Origin of the sequence: Bacillus cereus group sp. MYBK108-1 (assembly GCF_051917185.1) — a bacterium.
Taxonomy (GTDB): domain Bacteria; phylum Bacillota; class Bacilli; order Bacillales; family Bacillaceae_G; genus Bacillus_A; species Bacillus_A cereus.
Map to the genome: position 1 here is coordinate 102,128 of NZ_JBQAHZ010000001.1, position 18,729 is coordinate 120,856.

An 18,729-nucleotide genomic window follows, 5' to 3' on the forward strand; every position below is an offset into this window, starting at 1 on the left:
TTTTTTCAGTAGTAAAAGTGAAAGCCCGCTTATTGTTATAAACGGGCTTTTTTTCTATATTCTAACCTTTTCTACCGCTTTTATTTGGCGATACTCTGGCTTCCACATTGCTTCTTGCACTGCCATCTTGATATCGTTATCACTTAAGTTCACTCTTGCAATACCTTCTGCAACTGCAACTTTCGCTACTTCAATTGCAACCATTTCTGAGATATTACGTAATTCTTCGACCTCTGGTAAAATAGGTGCTCCTGGCTGACTTGTATCTACCATACTTGCAACTGCTTCAGCAGCCGCTGCGAACATTCCATCCGTCATGACGCTTGCTCGTACTACAATTGTTCCAAGACCAAGCCCTGGGAAAATAAGTGCATTATTTGATTGTCCAATCACATACGTTACACCGTTATATGTAACTGGTTCAAATGGACTTCCTGTTGCAACTAACGCTCTTCCTTCTGTCCACTCGATTAAATCTGCTGGTTTTGCTTCAGCAAGTGGCGTTGGATTCGACATTGGTAAAATGATTGGTCTTTCTACGTGAGAAGCCATTTCTTTAATAATCTCTTCTTTAAATGCACCTGCAACAGTAGATGTACCAATTAAAATTGTCGGTTTTACATGTTTCACAACTTCAGCAAGTCCGATCACATCATTTTCTTTCCACTCACTTACTTCTGCTTCTTCTCTTGCGTACGGAATTTGGAAATCAAGAAGATCTTCCATATTATCTGTAACTAACCCGTTACGATCAATACACCAGAAACGCTTATATGATTCTTCTTCAGATACGCCTACGCGGACCATCGCATCTCTAACTTGATCTGCGATACCGATTCCAGCCGTACCAGCACCAAATACAACAACGCGGTGTTCACTTAGCGGTACACCAGAAGCTTTCACTGCCGATAATACTGCCGCAAGTGAAACTGCACCTGTACCTTGAATATCATCATTAAATGTACAAACATCATGACGATATTTATCTAAAATTTTTCGTGCGTTACGAGAGCTAAAGTCTTCCCAATGTAAAAGTGCTTTCGGGAATTGTTTGTTTACCGCTTGTACAAACGTATCAATAAATTCATCGTAAGCTTCACCTGTTATACGAGGGTGACGATTTCCAATATAAAATGGATTGTTTAATAGCTCCTCACGGTTTGTACCTACATCTAAAATTACTGGTAATACACGACTAGGATCGATTCCAACTGCAGCAGTGTAAACAGCTAATTTTCCGATTGCGATGTTAATACCACCAACGCCCCAGTCACCAATTCCTAATATGCCTTCTCCATCTGTTACAACGACTAAATCAATGTTCTCAGCTGTTGCACCGATATTGGTAAATGCTTCTTCGATACCTGATGAATCGTTAATTGATAAATAAACGCCACGTGGTTTACGATATTCATGACTATATCTTTGAATTGCTACACCGACAGTTGGTGTATATACAATCGGTAACATTTCACGTAAATGATCTGTTAATATACGATAAAATAATACTTCATTTCGATCATGTAACGCAGTTAAGTATACATTCTTTAATAAATCATCCGGCTGAGAACTAAATTGTTCGTATGCTCGGCGTGCCTGTTCTTCTAACGTTAAAACCGCTGGCGGTAATAACCCTTTTAAACCTAACTCTTCTCTTTCATTTTGTGTGAAAGCTACCCCTTTATTTAAAAGTGGTGTTGATAATACTTCTGCTCCTCTTAATGTTGTTTCTAATGCACCATTAGAAGCTACTGTAAACTTGCTCATAACATCCCTACCTCTATTCATATATAGCATTTCTATATTGTAAACAAAGAAGAGGGGCTTGTCCCCCCTCTTCTTTTAATTTTTCTTTAAAAGAGTTGCTCCTGCAATCCCTGGATGTGTCATTTCGAATGGATCTAGAATTAACTCTAAGTCCTCTTGTGACAATACACCATTTTTCACACAAAGTTCTCGAACGGATTGCCCTGTCGCGATTGCTTCTTTCGCAACGCGAGCTGCAGCTTCATAACCGATATGAGGGTTCACGGCTGTAATAATTCCTACACTCTTCTCAACATACTCTTTTAAGCGATCTTCATTCGCTTCAATTCCTTTTAAGCAATTATCTGTAAAGGCACGGAAACCGTTATTCATAATGCTAATCGATTGCAGTAAGTTGAAAACAAGTACTGGTTCCATCACGTTTAATTCTAATTGTCCTGCTTCTGAAGCAAGGCAAATTGTATGATCATTACCTATTACTTGGAACGCAATTTGATTAATAACTTCTGGCATAACAGGATTTACTTTCCCTGGCATAATAGATGAACCTGGTTGACGAGCTGGTAACATGATTTCTGCTAAACCAACACGTGGACCTGATGCCATTAAGCGAAGGTCATTTGCAATTTTAGACATATTCATCATACATACTTTCAGTGCTGCAGATACTTCTGTGTATGCATCTGTATTTTGCGTTGCATCTACTAAGTCTTCTGCACCAACTAGTGGTAGTTCACTAATTGCAGCTAAATGTTTTACAACTGCTTCAATATATTCTGGGTCTGCATTTAAGCCTGTACCAACTGCAGTTGCTCCCATGTTCACTTCATATAAGTGTTGACGTGATTGCTGAATTCGTTTCATATCACGTTCAAGTACACGAGAGTACGCTTTAAATTCTTGTCCAAGACGAATTGGCACAGCGTCTTGTAAATGCGTACGACCCATTTTAATCACATGATCGAACTGTTCTGCTTTTAATTCAAATACATCGTGCATATAACCCATCGTTTGTAATAAACCTTCTAATGCGTTTAATGTTGCGATATGAATCGCCGTTGGGAATGCATCGTTTGTTGATTGCGCCATGTTTACATGACTATTTGGACTAATATAATGATAGTCTCCCTTTTCCATTCCTAATAATTCAAGCGCACGATTGGCAATGACTTCATTTGCATTCATGTTCATTGAAGTACCTGCTCCGCCTTGGATTGGATCTACGATAAAATGATCATGCCATTTTCCATCGAGAATTTCTTGAGCAGCTTCTGCGATCGCGCCGCCCTTGTTCAATTCCAATCTTCCTACATCTGTATTCGCAAGCGCTGCAGCTTTTTTTACAACTGCGAACGCTCTAATTAAACCTTCATGGATTTTGTATCCTGTAATTGGGAAGTTTTCAACTGCACGCATTGTTTGTACGCCGTAGTATGCATAGTTTGGTACTTCTTTTTCACCTAAAAAGTCTTTTTCAATTCGAACACCATTTTTAACTTCAGTTAATGTTGCCATGATTATTCACTCCTTAACGATTTCTTATGCTGCTTTTGTTTCTTTGACTGTTTCTACATATTGTTTTGCTTTCTCATTATCGAATTCGCCTTCCCACTTCGACATAACAATGGCCGCTAATGCATTTCCTAATACATTGACAGATGAGCGAATCATATCTAAAATGCGGTCAATTCCCGCAATTAACGCGATACCTTCTAGTGGTAACCCCATTGAACCTAACGTTGCTAATACAACAACGAACGATGCACCTGGAACTCCCGCCATACCTTTGGATGTTAACATGAGAACGAATAATAACGTTATTTGCTCTGTCAGTGACATGTGCACACCGTACATTTGTGCAACAAATAATGCCGCTAACGCTTGATAAATAGCCGATCCAGTCAAGTTAAATGTATAACCTGTCGGAATTACGAAAGAGGCAACTGCCTTTGGACAACCGAACTCTTCCATCTTTCTCATTATATTAGGTAAAACAGCTTCTGAACTTGCTGTCGTAAATGAAAGAATAAGTTCTTCTTTTAAAATTTTCATTAATGTAAAAATGTTTACGCCAACCATTCTTGCATTAATACCTAATACAATCACAACGAATAGTATAACAGTTACGTATACAGCTAGCACTAGTTTTCCTAAAGGAAGTAGTGTTGCTACACCAAATTTTGCAACCGTAACCGCAATTAATGCGAATACACCAAATGGTGCAAATTTCATCACTTGATTTGTAACCCAAAACATCGCTTCGAGTACACCTTCAAAGAAGTTAAAAACAGGCTTTCCTTTTTCTCCAATTGCTGCGACTCCTAAACCGAATAATACTGAGAAGAAAATAATCGGTAATAAGTCACCTTGTGCAATCGATTCAAATACGTTTTTCGGTACGATATGAACAATCGTCTCAGCGAATCCTTGCTTCTCTGTAGCATCTGCTGTTTGTTTATAAGAAGAAATGTCACTTTGCTGTAAGTTATTCATATCAACGCCAGTACCTGGCTGGAATATATTCGCCGCGAGTAACCCCATTAAAATAGCGATCGTTGTAATGATTTCGAAATAAAGAATTGTCTTCCCGCCTAATTTCCCAAGCTTCTTCATATCGCCTACACCGGCTACCGCAACAATTAATGCTGAAATAACAATTGGTACTACAATCATTTTAATTAAGTGAATAAATATATCCCCAATTGGTGTGATATAAGAAATCGCCGTTTTATTGCCATAAAAGACTGCCCCTACTACAATCCCTAAAACAAGCGCGACAAAAATTTGTGTTGCCAATCCGAATTTTTTCATTTATGTTCATCCCCTTCATGCGAACGCTTTCAATTTGAATTTATAAAAGCTACTCACACATCTTATAAGCGAACCTACAAAATCATACAAAAACCTACAAGTTCGTCACAAAAAATTCAAATATTTTTCTTCTTTTTTTCATTGACACCATTTTGTTAAAAAACGATAAAATAAACTTGATAAGTAATCAGATTGTTTCGTATAATCAAAAAGATATATACTTAAAACAACTCAAAATGAAAAGGAGTGGATGATATGAAAAACTATACAAAACAATTCGTCTTATCTTCTTCTTTTCTTTTTCATTTTCTTAAAAAGGAACAAGGGCATTTGCCTTTGTTCCTTTTTTTATCCTTTTCGGCAAGAAGACTCCCTCCGATTTGTGTTACGGGTGAAACTCAACAATTCAGGTGGAGATGAATTGCCGTCAGAAGGTAGGCTGAACTCTTTTGTTTCGCTCATAATAATTTTTTGAGTGCGAATGTTTGTTTTTTTGTCTTACGATATAATCTGCGTAGATAAGGAGAGGAGGGAATAGATTGTAAGACAACGAAATTGGATAATGCTTATCATTCAGCTACTTGAGTCAAAAGGAATTACGATGAAGAACATGTTCGCATGTTGTTTCATTTCGTTCCAAATATGGATTTGTTAAAAAATTTTTAATGAGTCCTCTAAGAAAGACGGTGAAAACAATGGCCAGAAAGAAAGCAGTGAAAGTATTACGTAAACAAAAGAAAAGAGAAATCATACAACGATTCACTCAAAAACAAAATATTGGGCGAGCTTGCTTGACTGCTAAAGAATTCCGCTTACTGCAACGCATGTCACATAGTTCAAAAGCATTGCGAAATGTTGGATTGTACACGATTAAACAAAGTTACTTGAATCATAATAAAATGGCTACTATAAGAGAAGTGGATACTGCCATGCAAGCCGATATGAATTACTGGGGCATTCAATCAAATTCGGTTCAAGCGATTCGTAGAGCCTTGTTTACAGAAGTGAAGAGCTTTTTTAAAGCGTTGGAACAGTGGAAGAAAAAAACTGAGCAGTTCACAGGGCGTCCTAAGTTTCCGAATTATTCTCGTTCCACTGACAAACGAATTATTGAAATCTATCAAGTGCCAAAAGTGGATGAGAACGGGTATTGGATGATTCCGATGAATGTTGCATTCAGAAAAAAATTCGGTTCTATTAAAATACGTATGCCAAAAAACTTAAGAAATAAAAACATCTCCTACATTGAGATTGTACCAAAGCAAAAAGGTCGGTTCTTTGAGGTGCATTATACATATGAAATGCACGTTTCTCAAATGAAGAAACCACCTACGACCACTAGTAACGCTTTGAGTTGCGATTTAGGTGTAGACAGATTGTTAAGTTGCGTAACCAATACAGGTGATGCCCTCTTAATGGATGGGAAAAAACTAAAATCCATAAATCAATACTTCAACAAAATGATATGTAATCTAGGGCAGAAAAATATGGACAATGGAATTTCAAAACGTATTATAACGAATAAAATGGCCGCACTTTGGCATAAACGAGAAAGACAAATAAACGGTTATATTGCACAAACAGTAGGTCTGTTGTTCAAAAAAGTGAAAGAATTCGATATAGATACGATTGTTGTAGGGTATAACGCTGGTTGGAAACAAAACTCTCATATGGGGAAAAAGAATAATCAAAAGTTTGTTCAAATCCCATTTCAGAAATTGATTGCAGCGATTGAGAATAAATGTGTAAAAGAAGGCATTCGCTTTTTCAAACAAGAAGAAAGCTATACTTCAAAAGCTAGTTTTCTTGATAAGGATCCGGTTCCAGTTTGGTCTAAGGATGATAAGACGCAATATCGCTTTAGCGGCAAACGAATTACGCGTGGTCTGTATCAAAGTAAAGCAGGAACATGTATCCATGCTGATATTAATGGTGCGCTGAATACATTGAAAAAGTCAGGAGTTGTAGAATTGGATGGCAATCTCAAAGTGAAAACGCCGATTCTATTAGAAGTGCAAAAACGTAAGGCTATTGCTTTGTGCATAGCTTAGTGGGTGCGTCAACCATCCATGTGTACGCGACTTGTCGGGGCTTGTAGCACACGCCGGATTCATCTGAGTGGTGGCTTCTTCCATAAGGGAGAACTGCTCTTTTTCGAAAGGGTGATGCAAGTGGGAAAACAATCGTTCGTTGTCAGTACCAACCAAAAACAGACTCGGGGTGTTACCATAAGGTAGCATGAATGCTAGAGCGTCAAACTGTCTAGCGATAGACGAAAAGACCTAGTGTTCGAACTCAAGCCCCCACTGAAAGGCTTTATCTCAGTGGGGGGAGTTGACTGCGATCTATATAGGGGGAATTGTTATGAGACCATATAAACGTGTCTTAATTAAATTAAGCGGCGGTGCACTTGCCGATCAAACTGGAAATAGCTTTAACTCCAAACGATTAGAACATATCGCAAACGAAATTTTATCCATTGTTGATTTAGGTATCGAAGTATCCATCGTCATCGGTGGCGGTAACATTTTTAGGGGGCATCTAGCTGAAGAATGGGGAATCGATCGCGTAGAAGCTGATAATATCGGTACGTTAGGTACAATCATTAACAGCTTAATGCTTCGCGGTGTTTTAACAAGTAAAACAAATAGAGAAGTACGCGTTATGACTTCCATTCCATTTAATGCTGTAGCTGAACCATATATTCGCTTGCGTGCAGTCCACCATTTAGATAACGGGTATATCGTTATTTTTGGAGGTGGTAACGGGCAACCATTTGTTACGACAGATTACCCAAGTGTTCAAAGGGCCATTGAAATGAATAGTGACGCAATATTAGTCGCAAAACAAGGAGTAGATGGCGTCTTTACAAGTGATCCAAAGCATAATAAATCAGCAAAAATGTACAGCAAACTAAACTATAATGATGTTGTTAGACAAAATATACAAGTCATGGATCAAGCGGCATTACTGCTTGCCCGGGACTATAATTTACCAGCACATGTCTTTAACTTTGATGAGCCTGGTGTCATGAAGAAAATATGTTTAGGCGAACATGTGGGGACGTTGATTAATGATGATGTTACGATGCTGGTGCATGAAAAATAATGATTTCCCACCAAAAAAGGGTGCCTTTTGTAGGCACCCTTTCCTAATTCATCATCACAAATAGAAGTCAACCAATCCCGCCACTTTCTCCTTACAACGCTCCCAAAAAGATAACTTCTCAAAAAACTCTTTCGTCATTTCTTTCGAATCATGAAAATCCTCTGCTAACGTCTTATTAACTTGTCCTACAATAGGACCACCATAAATATAAAAATTCATTTCATCATTTATATTGAAGCTACGCGAAGTAAAGTTTGTTGTACCAATAACGGTTAATTCATTATCAATAAGCATTAATTTACCATGGAACATTCCTTTTTTATACCCATATACAGTAATCCCATTATTAACAGCTTGACGTATGTATGGATACGCCGCTTCTTTTATAAGAGGTAGATCTGGTTTATATGACCAAAGTATTTTTACTGTAACACCACGCTTTTGTGCTGCGATTAAAGCATTCATGGATTCTTTATTTTTCGCTATAAAATACGGCGTTGCAATTACAATGGAGTGCTGAGCTTGTTTTATAAGATCTATATATTTTTCAGCGACGTGATGCCCATTATAACTAACCATAGTATGTAATGTATTCCCTTTACTAGCTTTATTCGTACTTCTCTTTATATCTTCTTTCGTATCTCGTTTCCAATCTAAAGCAAATTGTTCCTCTAAATCTTTTGCACCTTCTCCTTTTATCCGTACATGATAGTCTCTCCAGTACCCAAAGTGTTTATCTTTCCCTAAGTACTCATCCCCTATATTAAAACCACCTGTATAACCAATCTCTCCATCAATCGTTGTAATGCGGCGATGATTACGATGATGAAGGGAATAAAACCCGAATGGTAATTCCTGTTTTCTACTATATGTAAAATGCACACCATTTTTCTGTAATTCTTTTTTCATCTTTCTTTCAAATGATAAATCGTTAAGTAAATCGACAGATAAATATACGTTTACTCCTTCTCTTGCCTTTTCTTTTAATAAGTTCAAAAAAGTATGACTGCTTTTATCATCCGATAAAATAAAAAAATAAGTGTAAATAGATTGTTTCGCTTCTTTTATATCAGTAAATAACCGTTTATAAAATGACTTTCCTTCTACATATAATTGAAAATCACTATAATGAGGTGCATACTCTGTTGGCATGTTTTTCCCAGTTTCCATTTTCCTACCTAAATTAACATCAATATGCATACAAATTAAAATAAAAGCGAAAATAGCAATAATAATAGAAGTAATTCGTAATATTTTTTTAATCATTTTGATTTCCTTTCGCTCATTTTTCTTTCCATCCTTCTATTTTGGCATTCAAATCCAGATTTCATGCTTCATACAAAAAAGGATGTGACTTAACGTCACACCCTTTTCATATTAAACAAAGTTTCTCGCATCATTATTTCTTCCAAACTTATAAATAGCAATTAAGAAGAATGCTACCGCAAAGGCGAATAAGATTAAAATGTTTACATACAACTCTGAAAATGGAATTCCTTGCTGTAGTTTTGCTATCGTGTCTAGCAACCAACGCTGCGGAAGGAAATCAGCTACTTTTTGTACCGCTTTTGGCATAATGTCATATGGAAAATAACATCCGGCAAGTAAACAAGTTGGTACAATGACCAGATTTTGCATCGTATTTGCCGATGCTGAGTTTTTCGAAAAAGCGACAAGGACTAACGATATTCCAATCGCTATTAAAGCAAATAGCATGAGTACGCCAATCATCACTATGAAAGGCATATTGATATTCGTATGAAAAACATTCGTTAGGAATAGGGTTGTAATTAGAATTTGTACTGTTAGCATCATCATATTTACTCCGACATTAGATAATATAAATCTCTTCCCATCTATCGGTGTTGATAGGAGTCTAAAGTACGTTCTATTTTCTTTTTCTTTTAAAATAGAACCTGATAAGTTCGCTGCTGAAAACAGCATAAACATAATAAGGTAACCCATCGTTTGATTTGTCATATCTTTATTTTTCGAAGTATCTTCTAGCGTTGCAGTTTTCATCTTAAATGCACTTTTTTGATAGCCTGCGTACATAGTATCAAATGTACTTTGATCTGTTCCTGCTACTTTACTAATAGCTACTACATTATCAATATAGTTATATAAATATGATTTTATAAATGCTGTTACTTGATCACCTTTAATCGATGCAATTTCAATATGATCTGGTTTCCCTTCTCGAACACTTTTTGAAAAACCAGAATGTAATGTAATAACTCCATCAAGTTTTTTGGAAGTGAGTTTATCTTCTACTTCCGACTCCTTAACCTTACTCACTTTCACATGATTTAATCCTTCTAAAAACTTTATCGTATCATTTGCTATCGGCTCATTTTCCTTATTTACAATCCCGATATTTAACGTGCCTTGCCCCGCATTTCCGTATATCGAAAAAGAGATGAGTGTTCCGATTATCGGTAAACTAATAATAATGAATAACCCTTTTTTATTTTTCAAAAGGACAGATAGCGTTTTTTGTATGAGCCATAAAATATCTTTCATACTATAGCCCCTCCCGTCTACGTAATGCAATAATTGCAATTAATAAAAAGAGTGCTGAAATCCCAAGATTTAAACATATTACTGGCAGTACCGCTCCTACATCGTTTGCATAAATAATTTTCATGACAGCTGTGTTTGCCCACGTTAATGGTGATAAGTTCGTAATGAAATTTTCTTCTACTACGAAGTATGCACCACCAAAAATAGAAGCTAACTGTATAACAACAAGAATAATTGCTCTCGATGATTCAGCTGTTTTCGTAATATACCCGATCCCTAAACCAAAGCTAATTGCTAGAAAGACTTGTGTTAATAAAATAATAAATATGATTCCAAGGTGGTCGCCCCAATTCGCTTGAAATACAAATTTACTAAATAACATGACAAGTAATACGCAAAGGGCGTTTGCTACTAGGCTACCAAGTACTTTTCCAATGAATATTTCAGCTTTACTTATAGGTGCAGCAATGAGACGATCTCCTGTTTTACGTATTCGTTCTCCTCGAATTAAAGAACTCGCTCCCATCGCAGCATATAGTGCAATCATCGTTGTCATTACAACCGCATAGTAATCCATAGAACCTGGTTTTTTCGCAGCTTGTAAAGATGTTTCTTTTATATAATCATTATGATTTCCGTTTGAAATAACCGTACTAACCTTAGTAGGATCTACTTTTGCAACTTCGACCGCTACATTGTACTTATCAACAAATGTTGTAAGCATTCCTTCCACAATACTTCCCTCAATACTACTTTTGTCACTCCCATAAAATTTTGCACCATCTTTATTTAACTCTACATAAACAGCATATTTATTTTGCTTCACTTCTTCTTTCCCATCTATACTGCCAGAAGCTTTTTTAAAATGAACACCTGATTTATCCACTTCTTTCGTAAATGCTTCAAATGATTGAGAAAACGTGTTACTCGCTTCATCTTTATATAGAACTTGTATATCTTTAATCGATTGACTATCGCTATTAAATGCATTACTTAAAGCTGTTCCTAACACAAGCATAAGCACAATCGGAAATGCTAACATAAAAACTAAAGTTCTTACGTCTCTGAAATCTCTTTTAATATGCATAATTGCAATATTGAAGATGTTCAATTGATGAACCTCCCTTTACCTTTTCTTCATTTACTTTTTATTTATCTCGTAAGTTTCTTCCCGTCAATGTAAGGAATACTGTTTCTAAGTTGGGAGCCTGCTCCTCTAATGAACGAATTTCAATATCATGATTGATACAGTGTTGAATGATTTTATTTAAATTATTTAATCCCGCATCAGAATTCACTTTAATTACGTTTTCTTCAATTTGAACTGCTTTCACACCGTTTATCTCTTTTAATTTTTCTACATCTAAATTCTCTACCGATTTCACTTCAATCCAAATATCTTTCGTGTCAGTAATAATTGCTTTTAACTGTTCTTTCGTACCTTCTGCAATTACTTTACCATGATCTACTATCGCTATTTTCGTACAAATCTCTTCTACCTCTTCCATGTAGTGACTCGTATAAATAATTGTACTTCCCATTTCATTTAATTTGCGTACTGACTGCAAAATGTAGTTTCTTGACTGTGGATCAATTCCAACTGTCGGCTCATCCATAATAATTAACTTCGGTCTATGAGCAATTGCACAAGCGATATTCAGTCTTCGCTTCATCCCACCAGAAAAGTTCTTCGGATAGCTTTTCTGTTTATCACTAAGTCCTACAAATTGAAGAGCTTCCTCTACCCTAGCTTTTAATTCGGCTCCTCGTAATCCGTACAATCCAGCAAAGAATTTCACATTTTCATAGGCAGTTAACTCTTCATAAATCGCAATATCTTGCGGAACAATACCGATATTCATTTTCGCAAATCGATTATGTTTCTTTATATTTTTTCCTAGTATGCTAATCTCACCTTCATTACTTCTTAACAAACCAGCAATCATATTTATCGTTGTACTCTTACCAGCACCATTTGATCCTAAAAAGCCAAATATTTCTCCTTCTTTAATAGATAAAGACATATTATCAACTGCGATGAAATCACCAAATTTTTTCGTTAAATTTTTAATTTCTAATGTATTCATCATTTTCACCCCTATTTCGGTTTCTCTGCTTTTAGTATAAACAAAAAGAATGAACCTGCTCAGTGCAGAAGTTCATTCTTTTCACATGAGAATATTCACTTTTTTCATATGAGATGGTTCATCCTCGTACCATTCTCTTTATATTGGTAACAACATCGTTACTGAAAAACCACTTGTCCCATCTACAATAATTTTTCCGTTTACAGACGCCGTTCGCTCCTCCATCCCCATAATACCGAGACCTTTTTTAACAAGAGCTACCCCTTTTCCGTTATCCTTCACTTGCACCTTAACCATCTTGTTAAGCACATGAATATCTATAGAAATAACTGTCGCATCAGCATATTTCATTGCATTTGTTAGTGCTTCTGTAACATTCTCACCGATAATTTTCCACTGAATGGGAGAAATCATATCTAAGTTCCCTTTGTATACAAAAGGAATATTCACATCATTCTTACCGGCAAATTCCTCTATGAATAATTTCATACGATGAATGCCAATTTGCTCAGTTGGAGGCTTCATATTTTTTAATGTAATGCGAATACTTTCAATTCCATCTTTTGAAATGTGAATTGCATTTTGTAATAACTCCGCAGATTTTTCTTTATCTATTTCCATTAACCTTTTTGCTGCTTCCATTTGAATAAGTGCACCCGTCATCGAGTGACCAATTTTATCATGAATTTCTTGCGATAACCGATTTCTCTCTTCTAGCTTAAATGTGTATTCAGATTGTCTTATGTACTCTTTATTTTCATGTAAGCTTTTCGTAAGTCGTTGCATATCTTTTCGCATCTTATCATTTTGCGATTCAAGCTTTACTACACGCGATATATATCGCTCTGCAATAGTTAAAACGAGAAAAGAAAATGCAACAATTAATCCATAAGTCATTCGAATACTTTCATCTGCAATCGTAATTGGGAGCATCATAACAACAAAGCGTGGCCAATTCTTTTCTATGTAATGGAATGTAATTTCGTATAAGTTCAAAGGTAAAAATAAAATAAAAAATGGATGAACCCTCCATGTAAATAACATAATTATGCCAATTGACATACAGATTAATAATTTTTTATACGTATCTTTTTTAAATATAGAAATCATTACGTTTACAGAGAGGTAAATAAGTAAAGTAAATATAACCCAAGGTAAATTTACTACATTTGCGTAAATATAACTAAACACAATATATAAAAAGACAATTAATTTACTTACAGTTAGCCAAAATTCCATATCACTAATCTACTTTCCCTGTTAAGTAATAAATCGCAATTTGTGTGCGATGTTCAAGTCCAGTTTTCCCTAAAACTGACGTAATATAATTTGCAATTGTTCCTTCAGATATAAAAAGCTGTTTCGAAATTTCTTTATTCGAGAAACCTTTTGCAATTAATGCGATAATACTAAGCTCCCTTTCTGTGAAAAGGCTCTTATCAATTTTACATTCTTCCTCTTTACTTTCCATTAAATTAGACTTAATTTTATCGAGGACAACATCTTGCATAACAGTTTGACCGTTATATACTCCTTTTATCGCATCACGAATACGCTCCGGATCGTTATTTTTTAACAAATAACCTTTGGCTCCGTTTTTTACTGCATCCAAAATATATTCATCATCATCAAACGTCGTTAAAATAAGCGGTTTTGTTTTCGTCTCTTCACAAATGAACTTCGTCGCCTCTACCCCGTTCATATTTGGCATACGAACATCTAAAAGAGCAATATCAACTTCATGCTTTTTACAATATGCTACAGCTTCTTCCCCATTATTTACAGTATCTACCACTTCGAACTCTTCGTATGTATTTAAAATAATTTTCATGCCCTCTCTAATAAAAGAGTTATCATCCGCTATTAATATTTTAATTTTCATGTTTGTTAGTATGGCCCTTCCCCTACTAACATTCACATCCTTTCTTCCCGTAACATTTCCTACTTGCTCATTATATACTTCTCTTTACCATTTTTTCACACCTTTTTTCATCTAGCTCTCCTGCAAAAAATATATTATTCTTTTTTTACAATATGTGTAGGGTGACTTATCATTCTTTACGTCTATATAATAGAATGCGTCAAAAAGGAGGGAGAGACCCATTGAGGAAAAACAATTAATTGAAAAAGCACAGCAAGGAAGCGAGCATGCTTTTCGTATCCTTGTACAAACATATCGTCATTATATTTTTCAAGTTATCTTTTCTATTTTAAGACATGAAGAAGATGCGAAAGATGTTACACAAGAAGTATTCGTAAAAATTCACACCTCTCTCCCAAATTATCAATTTCGCGGATTAAAAACGTGGATGGCACGTATTGCCACCAATCACGCTATTGATTATAAGAGAAAGAAAGCTAGAGAAAACGAAGAACTCTCCTTATGTAAAGAAACAGAGGAAAATATAAAATCCTCTCATAACATTGAAGCTTTACTATTGACGAAAGAGCAAAAATTACTCATTGCTCAAAAACTGAGAGAACTTCCCGAAAATTATCGTGACGTCGTTCTCTCACATTACTTAGAAGAAAAAAGCTATCAAGAAATTGCTTTACAGGAAAATATCGAAGTGAAAACAGTCGAAATGAAACTGTATCGGGCAAGAAAATGGATTAAAAAACATTGGAAGGAGGAAGAGTTTCTATGACACATTATTCAAAAGAAGATTGGCGCAATTATACTCTAGATTTTATAGAAAGCAATGAACGTGAATCTATGGAAGAACACCTTTATGAATGTGATCATTGTTTAGCACTTTATATGGAAAGTATCGATGAACAACAGGAAAACCTTCCAATGATAAATGATGATTCATTTACGAACGAAGTTATAACGCAAATTGATTTTGAAACGCTACAGCCTAACGAAAATATAAAAACAAACTCACTAAAGCGCACCATTATTCACTACATAATTGCGACTGCGGCTACAATTATTTTTATGGTAAGTGGTTTATTCCAATATATTTTTACAGCGACATCAAATTTCGAGAAATCTTCAAAACATAACGAGTCTTCTATCTCACAACAAATTGTAAACAAATCGGTAGACACACCAAAAAAGGACGGAGGTTCAAAGCATGAATAAAAACCCCTTTTTAGCACTTGTATTAGGGCTAATTCCTGGGCTTGGACATTTATACTTAAAAAAGCTAGGACGGTTTATTTTATATAGCGGAGGATCTTTATTTCTATTCTCCTTTGCAGTATTTTGTACCATAGTAGTAAGAGAACGTGATATTGCTTTTCTTTCTCTATTTTTACTAGCTGTTCTATGGGTAATTAACTTACTAGATTTAGTTATCACCATTATAAAACAAACGAAAAAACAAGAAGCTGGAGAATTGATAAATTCCTCTAAAGAGAGCGAACGATTTTATATCATTCTCCTATCCATCATCCCTGGACTTGGCCATTTCCAATTAGGACTTATGCAACGTGGCCTTACATTTTTAGTAGCTTGTACAGGAATCGGAAGTATGATTATTTTCGTTGCACTTTTAACATCTCAAGAAAGTTTCCTTATCTTTCTCATGACGTTACCTGTTTTATGGATTTATAATTTCTTCGATGTTGTTCAGCAGCTCCAGAAAAAAGAACGGGGTGAGCAATTAGTTGACCGTACTATTTTCGAAGATTTTGAAGAACATCGTGAACAAGGAAAGAAAAGTAAAACATTCGCTTCTATTTTAGCAATGTTCCCTGGAGCAGGACATATGTATTTAGGCTTACAGCGCCGTGGTCTTCAGCTTATGGCAGCCTTTTTACTTTCCATATATTTACTCGACTTATTAAGACTTTCAGCGTTTTTATTTTTAGTACCAATCATTTGGTTCTATAGCTTTTTTGACGCTTTACAGCAAACCACAAAATACGGAAAAGAACGAGTTCAAGACGAACCCATTATCGATTATTTTATAAATCATCAAAGATGGATCGGTATCGGATTAATTACACTCGGTGGTTATTATTTATTAAATCAAACAGTCCTTCCTATTTTGGACAATTATTTTGCAACTATATTTAATATTCATCTTAGTGAACTATATTATCGCTATTTCCAAACATCTATCGTTGCGCTCCTTTTAATTGGCGGCGGCTTTAAATTATTACTTGGAAATAAAGAAAACAAAGGTGGGACAAGCGAATGAGGACTTGGCGTGTTGGAACATTCTCAATGGGGCTTTCTATTATATCGTTAGGATGCTTTTTACTATTTTCAGTCATAAAAGGAATTCAAGTATTAGATACACTAACTGCATGGTGGCCAGTTTTACTTATCATACTTGGAGCCGAAGTTTTACTATACCTTCTATTTTCTAAGAAGGAACAATCATTTATTAAATATGATATTTTTAGTATTTTCTTTATCAGCGTTTTAGGAAGCGTCGGAATTGCTTTTTACTGTTTATTATCAACTGGATTACTAGAAGAAGTTCGTCACTCTATTAACACAACGAGGCAAACGAGTAATATTCCAGACGGACAATTTGATATACCTGAATCTATCAAAAAAATCGTAGTAGATGCAGGGCATCAGCCTCTAACGGTAGAGGGAAATAATACAAATCAAATTCATCTTTTGGGAACTTATGAAATGACGACGAAAGCAAATGAAAAACTCAATTTAAAACGAGATGATTTCCTTTCAGTTCAAACGGCTGGAGAAACGATGTATATCACTTTAAAATCATTACCTGTTCAGCATACGTTATTTAATTCAGCACCACAGGTGAAACCAACGCTTGTTCTTCCACAAAATAAAAATGTGGAAATCCGTGCTTCAAATAACGAACTATCTCTTTATCCAGGTCAATTACAAAATAATTGGTTTGTACAAGAAAGCTCGAGAGTGTCTGTCCATCTTGCAAAAGAGAGTGATGTATCTTTAACAGCAGTAACGAATCAAAAAGAAACACACGGAAGCTCACCTTGGGAACAAGTAGAAAATTTAACGAAAAACGAAAATACTTCTTCAGAAGAACATCCAGAATTAAACAACCAAGAACATTGGTATAAAAATTCGATTAAAACTGGAAATGGGACGTACAAGTTAAATATTGAGAAAGCTTATAATTTGAATATGAGTGTTATTGAAAAATAAAAAAACCTTCCGCAATTGCGGAAGGTTTTTCTCATATAATCGCTTTAATTCCTTCTAACACTAATCCAATCATAAATCCGCAAACAGCCCCGTTTACTCGGATCCACTGTAAATCTTTACCGACGTTATTTTCAATCATTTCGATTAACGTTTTATCATCTAACTTATCAAGGTTTTCTTGTACAAGCTTACCAATTTTCGAATGGTTCTTCTCAACAAGACTTACAACTTGTTTTTGTAACCAATCTTCTATTTTTTGAACTGTCTGTTCATCTTCTTTTATTTTATTCATTTGTTTTTGTAAAAATGGAATAACATATTTATCAGCAAATTCTTCATTATTTACAAAAGCAACTGCTCTTTGTTGTACTTGCTCTAGCATCTCTTTTATTTTGTCAGTAGCATTCCAATTGGCAATCCATTTTTCTTTCCAATTTTCTAATTCTTGTAGTAACGCTTCATTTTCTTTTACATTTATAATTTCTTGACGAATTTTCGCTAATATAAGTTGTCTCGTGCTATTATCTGCATCTTGTAAGCTGTTAATATTGCTAATGATAAACTTCTGCAAAATGCCGCCAATTTTATCTTCATCTACAATATTCATAAATGATTTCAAAGTAAACTGCAAGAATCCATCTACTTTTATATTTTCCATTGCCTTCATACCTAAGCTACCGAGCTGGTAACGAGCTTCATCTTGCGCTGTCCAATCTTTTACCTTCACTAATATGTAATCAAGTGTCTTTTCATCATATTCTTGCACAACTAATTGATCAACAAGCACTTGTAAAATGTTACTTGTATTAATTGTATGCAAATATGTTTTTAATTCTTTTTCAATAATAACAGCTAACTTTTCTGTATCTATTGTAACAATTGCTTTCTCTGCAATCGTTACAATCCCCTTTTTCACAGCATCAGACTGCATTTCTCTCTCAGCAATTTGCAGTACCATTTGTGCTAACTGCATCTCTTTTACTTTATTCGTAATACTTTCTTTCGTCAGCCATTCATTTTCTAACGTATGAATGAGCCCTTTCGTTACTCGTTTACGATTTTTAGGTAACAAAGCTGTATGCGGAATTGGTATTCCCATCGGGTGACGGAATAATGCTGTAACTGCGAACCAATCTGCAAGCCCGCCAACTAACCCAGCTTCAAATCCCCCTTGTATAATCTCTCCAGCTATCGTTCCTTGAAAAGGGATAGAAGCCGCAAAGCCGACACCCATAACCCCAAGCGAAATACCCGCTATATATTTAGTCTGTAATGACATCGTATACACATCCTCTTATTATGTAAAATAAAGCTTTTTGTTGTATTTAT

At 35.4% G+C, this 18,729-nt stretch carries 16 protein-coding genes; 6 read left to right on the forward strand and 10 right to left on the reverse strand.

All coding sequences use genetic code 11. The features are described 5' to 3' along the window. Positions 1-54: 54 nt before the first annotated feature. From malS to ACTFSL_RS00465, 3 genes are all read right to left on the reverse strand, one after another. A complete protein-coding gene (gene malS / locus ACTFSL_RS00455) occupies positions 55-1,767 on the reverse strand; it encodes an oxaloacetate-decarboxylating malate dehydrogenase (RefSeq protein WP_119684180.1) in 1,713 nt (570 codons plus the stop codon). A 75-nt stretch (positions 1,768-1,842) separates the two neighbouring features. After that, positions 1,843-3,282, reverse strand: coding sequence for an aspartate ammonia-lyase (gene aspA, locus ACTFSL_RS00460; RefSeq protein WP_000224205.1), 1,440 nt, complete (start codon positions 3,280-3,282; stop codon positions 1,843-1,845). A gap of 24 nt (positions 3,283-3,306) precedes the next feature. Further along, entirely contained in the window at positions 3,307-4,578 is a 1,272-nt protein-coding gene (locus ACTFSL_RS00465) for a cation:dicarboxylate symporter family transporter (RefSeq protein ID WP_000713289.1), read from the reverse strand. A 695-nt stretch (positions 4,579-5,273) separates the two neighbouring features. On the opposite strand from ACTFSL_RS00465, the gene ACTFSL_RS00470 reads away from it, so the two are divergent. Both ACTFSL_RS00470 and pyrH read left to right on the forward strand, forming a co-directional pair. Further along, positions 5,274-6,629, forward strand: a complete 1,356-nt coding sequence (locus tag ACTFSL_RS00470) for an RNA-guided endonuclease TnpB family protein (protein WP_088338906.1) — start codon at positions 5,274-5,276, stop codon at positions 6,627-6,629. Between the two features lie 313 nt (positions 6,630-6,942). After that, positions 6,943-7,686 carry a UMP kinase gene (gene pyrH, locus ACTFSL_RS00475; RefSeq protein WP_001248059.1) on the forward strand — a complete coding sequence of 248 codons (744 nt, stop codon included), beginning with the start codon at positions 6,943-6,945 and terminating at the stop codon, positions 7,684-7,686. A gap of 54 nt (positions 7,687-7,740) precedes the next feature. On the opposite strand, the gene ACTFSL_RS00480 is transcribed toward pyrH, so the two are convergent. The 6 genes from ACTFSL_RS00480 to ACTFSL_RS00505 all read right to left on the reverse strand — a co-directional run bounded on the left by ACTFSL_RS00480 (position 7,741) and on the right by ACTFSL_RS00505 (position 14,178). After that, complete coding sequence (locus tag ACTFSL_RS00480) at positions 7,741-8,952, reverse strand: phospholipase D-like domain-containing protein (RefSeq protein ID WP_000591890.1); 1,212 nt, start codon at positions 8,950-8,952, stop codon at positions 7,741-7,743. 111 nt (positions 8,953-9,063) lie between these two features. Further along, complete coding sequence (locus ACTFSL_RS00485; RefSeq protein ID WP_061457018.1) at positions 9,064-10,209, reverse strand: ABC transporter permease; 1,146 nt, start codon at positions 10,207-10,209, stop codon at positions 9,064-9,066. A 1-nt stretch (position 10,210) separates the two neighbouring features. Further along, a complete protein-coding gene (locus ACTFSL_RS00490) occupies positions 10,211-11,320 on the reverse strand; it encodes an ABC transporter permease (RefSeq protein ID WP_001020146.1) in 1,110 nt (369 codons plus the stop codon). Between the two features lie 37 nt (positions 11,321-11,357). Then, positions 11,358-12,296 carry an ABC transporter ATP-binding protein gene (locus ACTFSL_RS00495; protein WP_001093818.1) on the reverse strand — a complete coding sequence of 313 codons (939 nt, stop codon included), beginning with the start codon at positions 12,294-12,296 and terminating at the stop codon, positions 11,358-11,360. 138 nt (positions 12,297-12,434) lie between these two features. Beyond that, positions 12,435-13,535 carry a sensor histidine kinase gene (locus tag ACTFSL_RS00500; protein ID WP_000397693.1) on the reverse strand — a complete coding sequence of 367 codons (1,101 nt, stop codon included), beginning with the start codon at positions 13,533-13,535 and terminating at the stop codon, positions 12,435-12,437. A 4-nt stretch (positions 13,536-13,539) separates the two neighbouring features. Then, positions 13,540-14,178 (reverse strand): response regulator transcription factor, encoded by a 639-nt coding sequence (locus ACTFSL_RS00505; RefSeq protein ID WP_088338905.1) that lies wholly within the window; start codon positions 14,176-14,178, stop codon positions 13,540-13,542. A gap of 277 nt (positions 14,179-14,455) precedes the next feature. Here ACTFSL_RS00505 and ACTFSL_RS00510 point away from each other — a divergent pair, with 277 nt between their 5' ends. The 4 genes from ACTFSL_RS00510 to exsE are packed head-to-tail and all read left to right on the forward strand — an operon-like array spanning position 14,456 to position 17,400. Further along, the gene (locus ACTFSL_RS00510; RefSeq protein ID WP_088338904.1) at positions 14,456-14,944 is read left to right on the forward strand and encodes an RNA polymerase sigma factor; all 489 of its coding nucleotides are present in this window, start codon (positions 14,456-14,458) and stop codon (positions 14,942-14,944) included. Beyond that, entirely contained in the window at positions 14,941-15,384 is a 444-nt protein-coding gene (locus ACTFSL_RS00515) for a hypothetical protein (RefSeq protein ID WP_017673971.1), read from the forward strand. Before ACTFSL_RS00510 ends, ACTFSL_RS00515 begins: the two co-directional genes overlap by 4 nt. Further along, complete coding sequence (locus ACTFSL_RS00520) at positions 15,377-16,447, forward strand: hypothetical protein (RefSeq protein ID WP_061457016.1); 1,071 nt, start codon at positions 15,377-15,379, stop codon at positions 16,445-16,447. The genes ACTFSL_RS00515 and ACTFSL_RS00520 overlap by 8 nt, the downstream gene beginning before the upstream one ends. Continuing rightward, positions 16,444-17,400, forward strand: a complete 957-nt coding sequence (gene exsE / locus ACTFSL_RS00525) for an exosporium protein ExsE (RefSeq protein ID WP_088338903.1) — start codon at positions 16,444-16,446, stop codon at positions 17,398-17,400. The genes ACTFSL_RS00520 and exsE overlap by 4 nt, the downstream gene beginning before the upstream one ends. A gap of 31 nt (positions 17,401-17,431) precedes the next feature. On the opposite strand, the gene ACTFSL_RS00530 is transcribed toward exsE, so the two are convergent. Beyond that, the gene (locus ACTFSL_RS00530; protein WP_088338902.1) at positions 17,432-18,679 is read right to left on the reverse strand and encodes a DUF445 domain-containing protein; all 1,248 of its coding nucleotides are present in this window, start codon (positions 18,677-18,679) and stop codon (positions 17,432-17,434) included. Positions 18,680-18,729: the final 50 nt, after the last annotated feature.

What these genes read in the sequence shown, in the direction of transcription:
- malS (WP_119684180.1), bottom strand. Translation starts at nt 1,767, where the DNA reads ATGAGCAAGTTTACAGTAGCTTCTAATGGTGCATTAGAAACAACATTA.
- aspA (WP_000224205.1), bottom strand. Translation starts at nt 3,282, where the DNA reads ATGGCAACATTAACTGAAGTTAAAAATGGTGTTCGAATTGAAAAAGAC.
- ACTFSL_RS00465 (WP_000713289.1), bottom strand. Translation starts at nt 4,578, where the DNA reads ATGAAAAAATTCGGATTGGCAACACAAATTTTTGTCGCGCTTGTTTTA.
- ACTFSL_RS00470 (WP_088338906.1), top strand. Translation starts at nt 5,274, where the DNA reads ATGGCCAGAAAGAAAGCAGTGAAAGTATTACGTAAACAAAAGAAAAGA.
- pyrH (WP_001248059.1), top strand. Translation starts at nt 6,943, where the DNA reads ATGAGACCATATAAACGTGTCTTAATTAAATTAAGCGGCGGTGCACTT.
- ACTFSL_RS00480 (WP_000591890.1), bottom strand. Translation starts at nt 8,952, where the DNA reads ATGATTAAAAAAATATTACGAATTACTTCTATTATTATTGCTATTTTC.
- ACTFSL_RS00485 (WP_061457018.1), bottom strand. Translation starts at nt 10,209, where the DNA reads ATGAAAGATATTTTATGGCTCATACAAAAAACGCTATCTGTCCTTTTG.
- ACTFSL_RS00495 (WP_001093818.1), bottom strand. Translation starts at nt 12,296, where the DNA reads ATGAATACATTAGAAATTAAAAATTTAACGAAAAAATTTGGTGATTTC.
- ACTFSL_RS00500 (WP_000397693.1), bottom strand. Translation starts at nt 13,535, where the DNA reads ATGGAATTTTGGCTAACTGTAAGTAAATTAATTGTCTTTTTATATATT.
- ACTFSL_RS00505 (WP_088338905.1), bottom strand. Translation starts at nt 14,178, where the DNA reads ATGAAAATTAAAATATTAATAGCGGATGATAACTCTTTTATTAGAGAG.
- ACTFSL_RS00515 (WP_017673971.1), top strand. Translation starts at nt 14,941, where the DNA reads ATGACACATTATTCAAAAGAAGATTGGCGCAATTATACTCTAGATTTT.
- ACTFSL_RS00520 (WP_061457016.1), top strand. Translation starts at nt 15,377, where the DNA reads ATGAATAAAAACCCCTTTTTAGCACTTGTATTAGGGCTAATTCCTGGG.
- exsE (WP_088338903.1), top strand. Translation starts at nt 16,444, where the DNA reads ATGAGGACTTGGCGTGTTGGAACATTCTCAATGGGGCTTTCTATTATA.
- ACTFSL_RS00530 (WP_088338902.1), bottom strand. Translation starts at nt 18,679, where the DNA reads ATGTCATTACAGACTAAATATATAGCGGGTATTTCGCTTGGGGTTATG.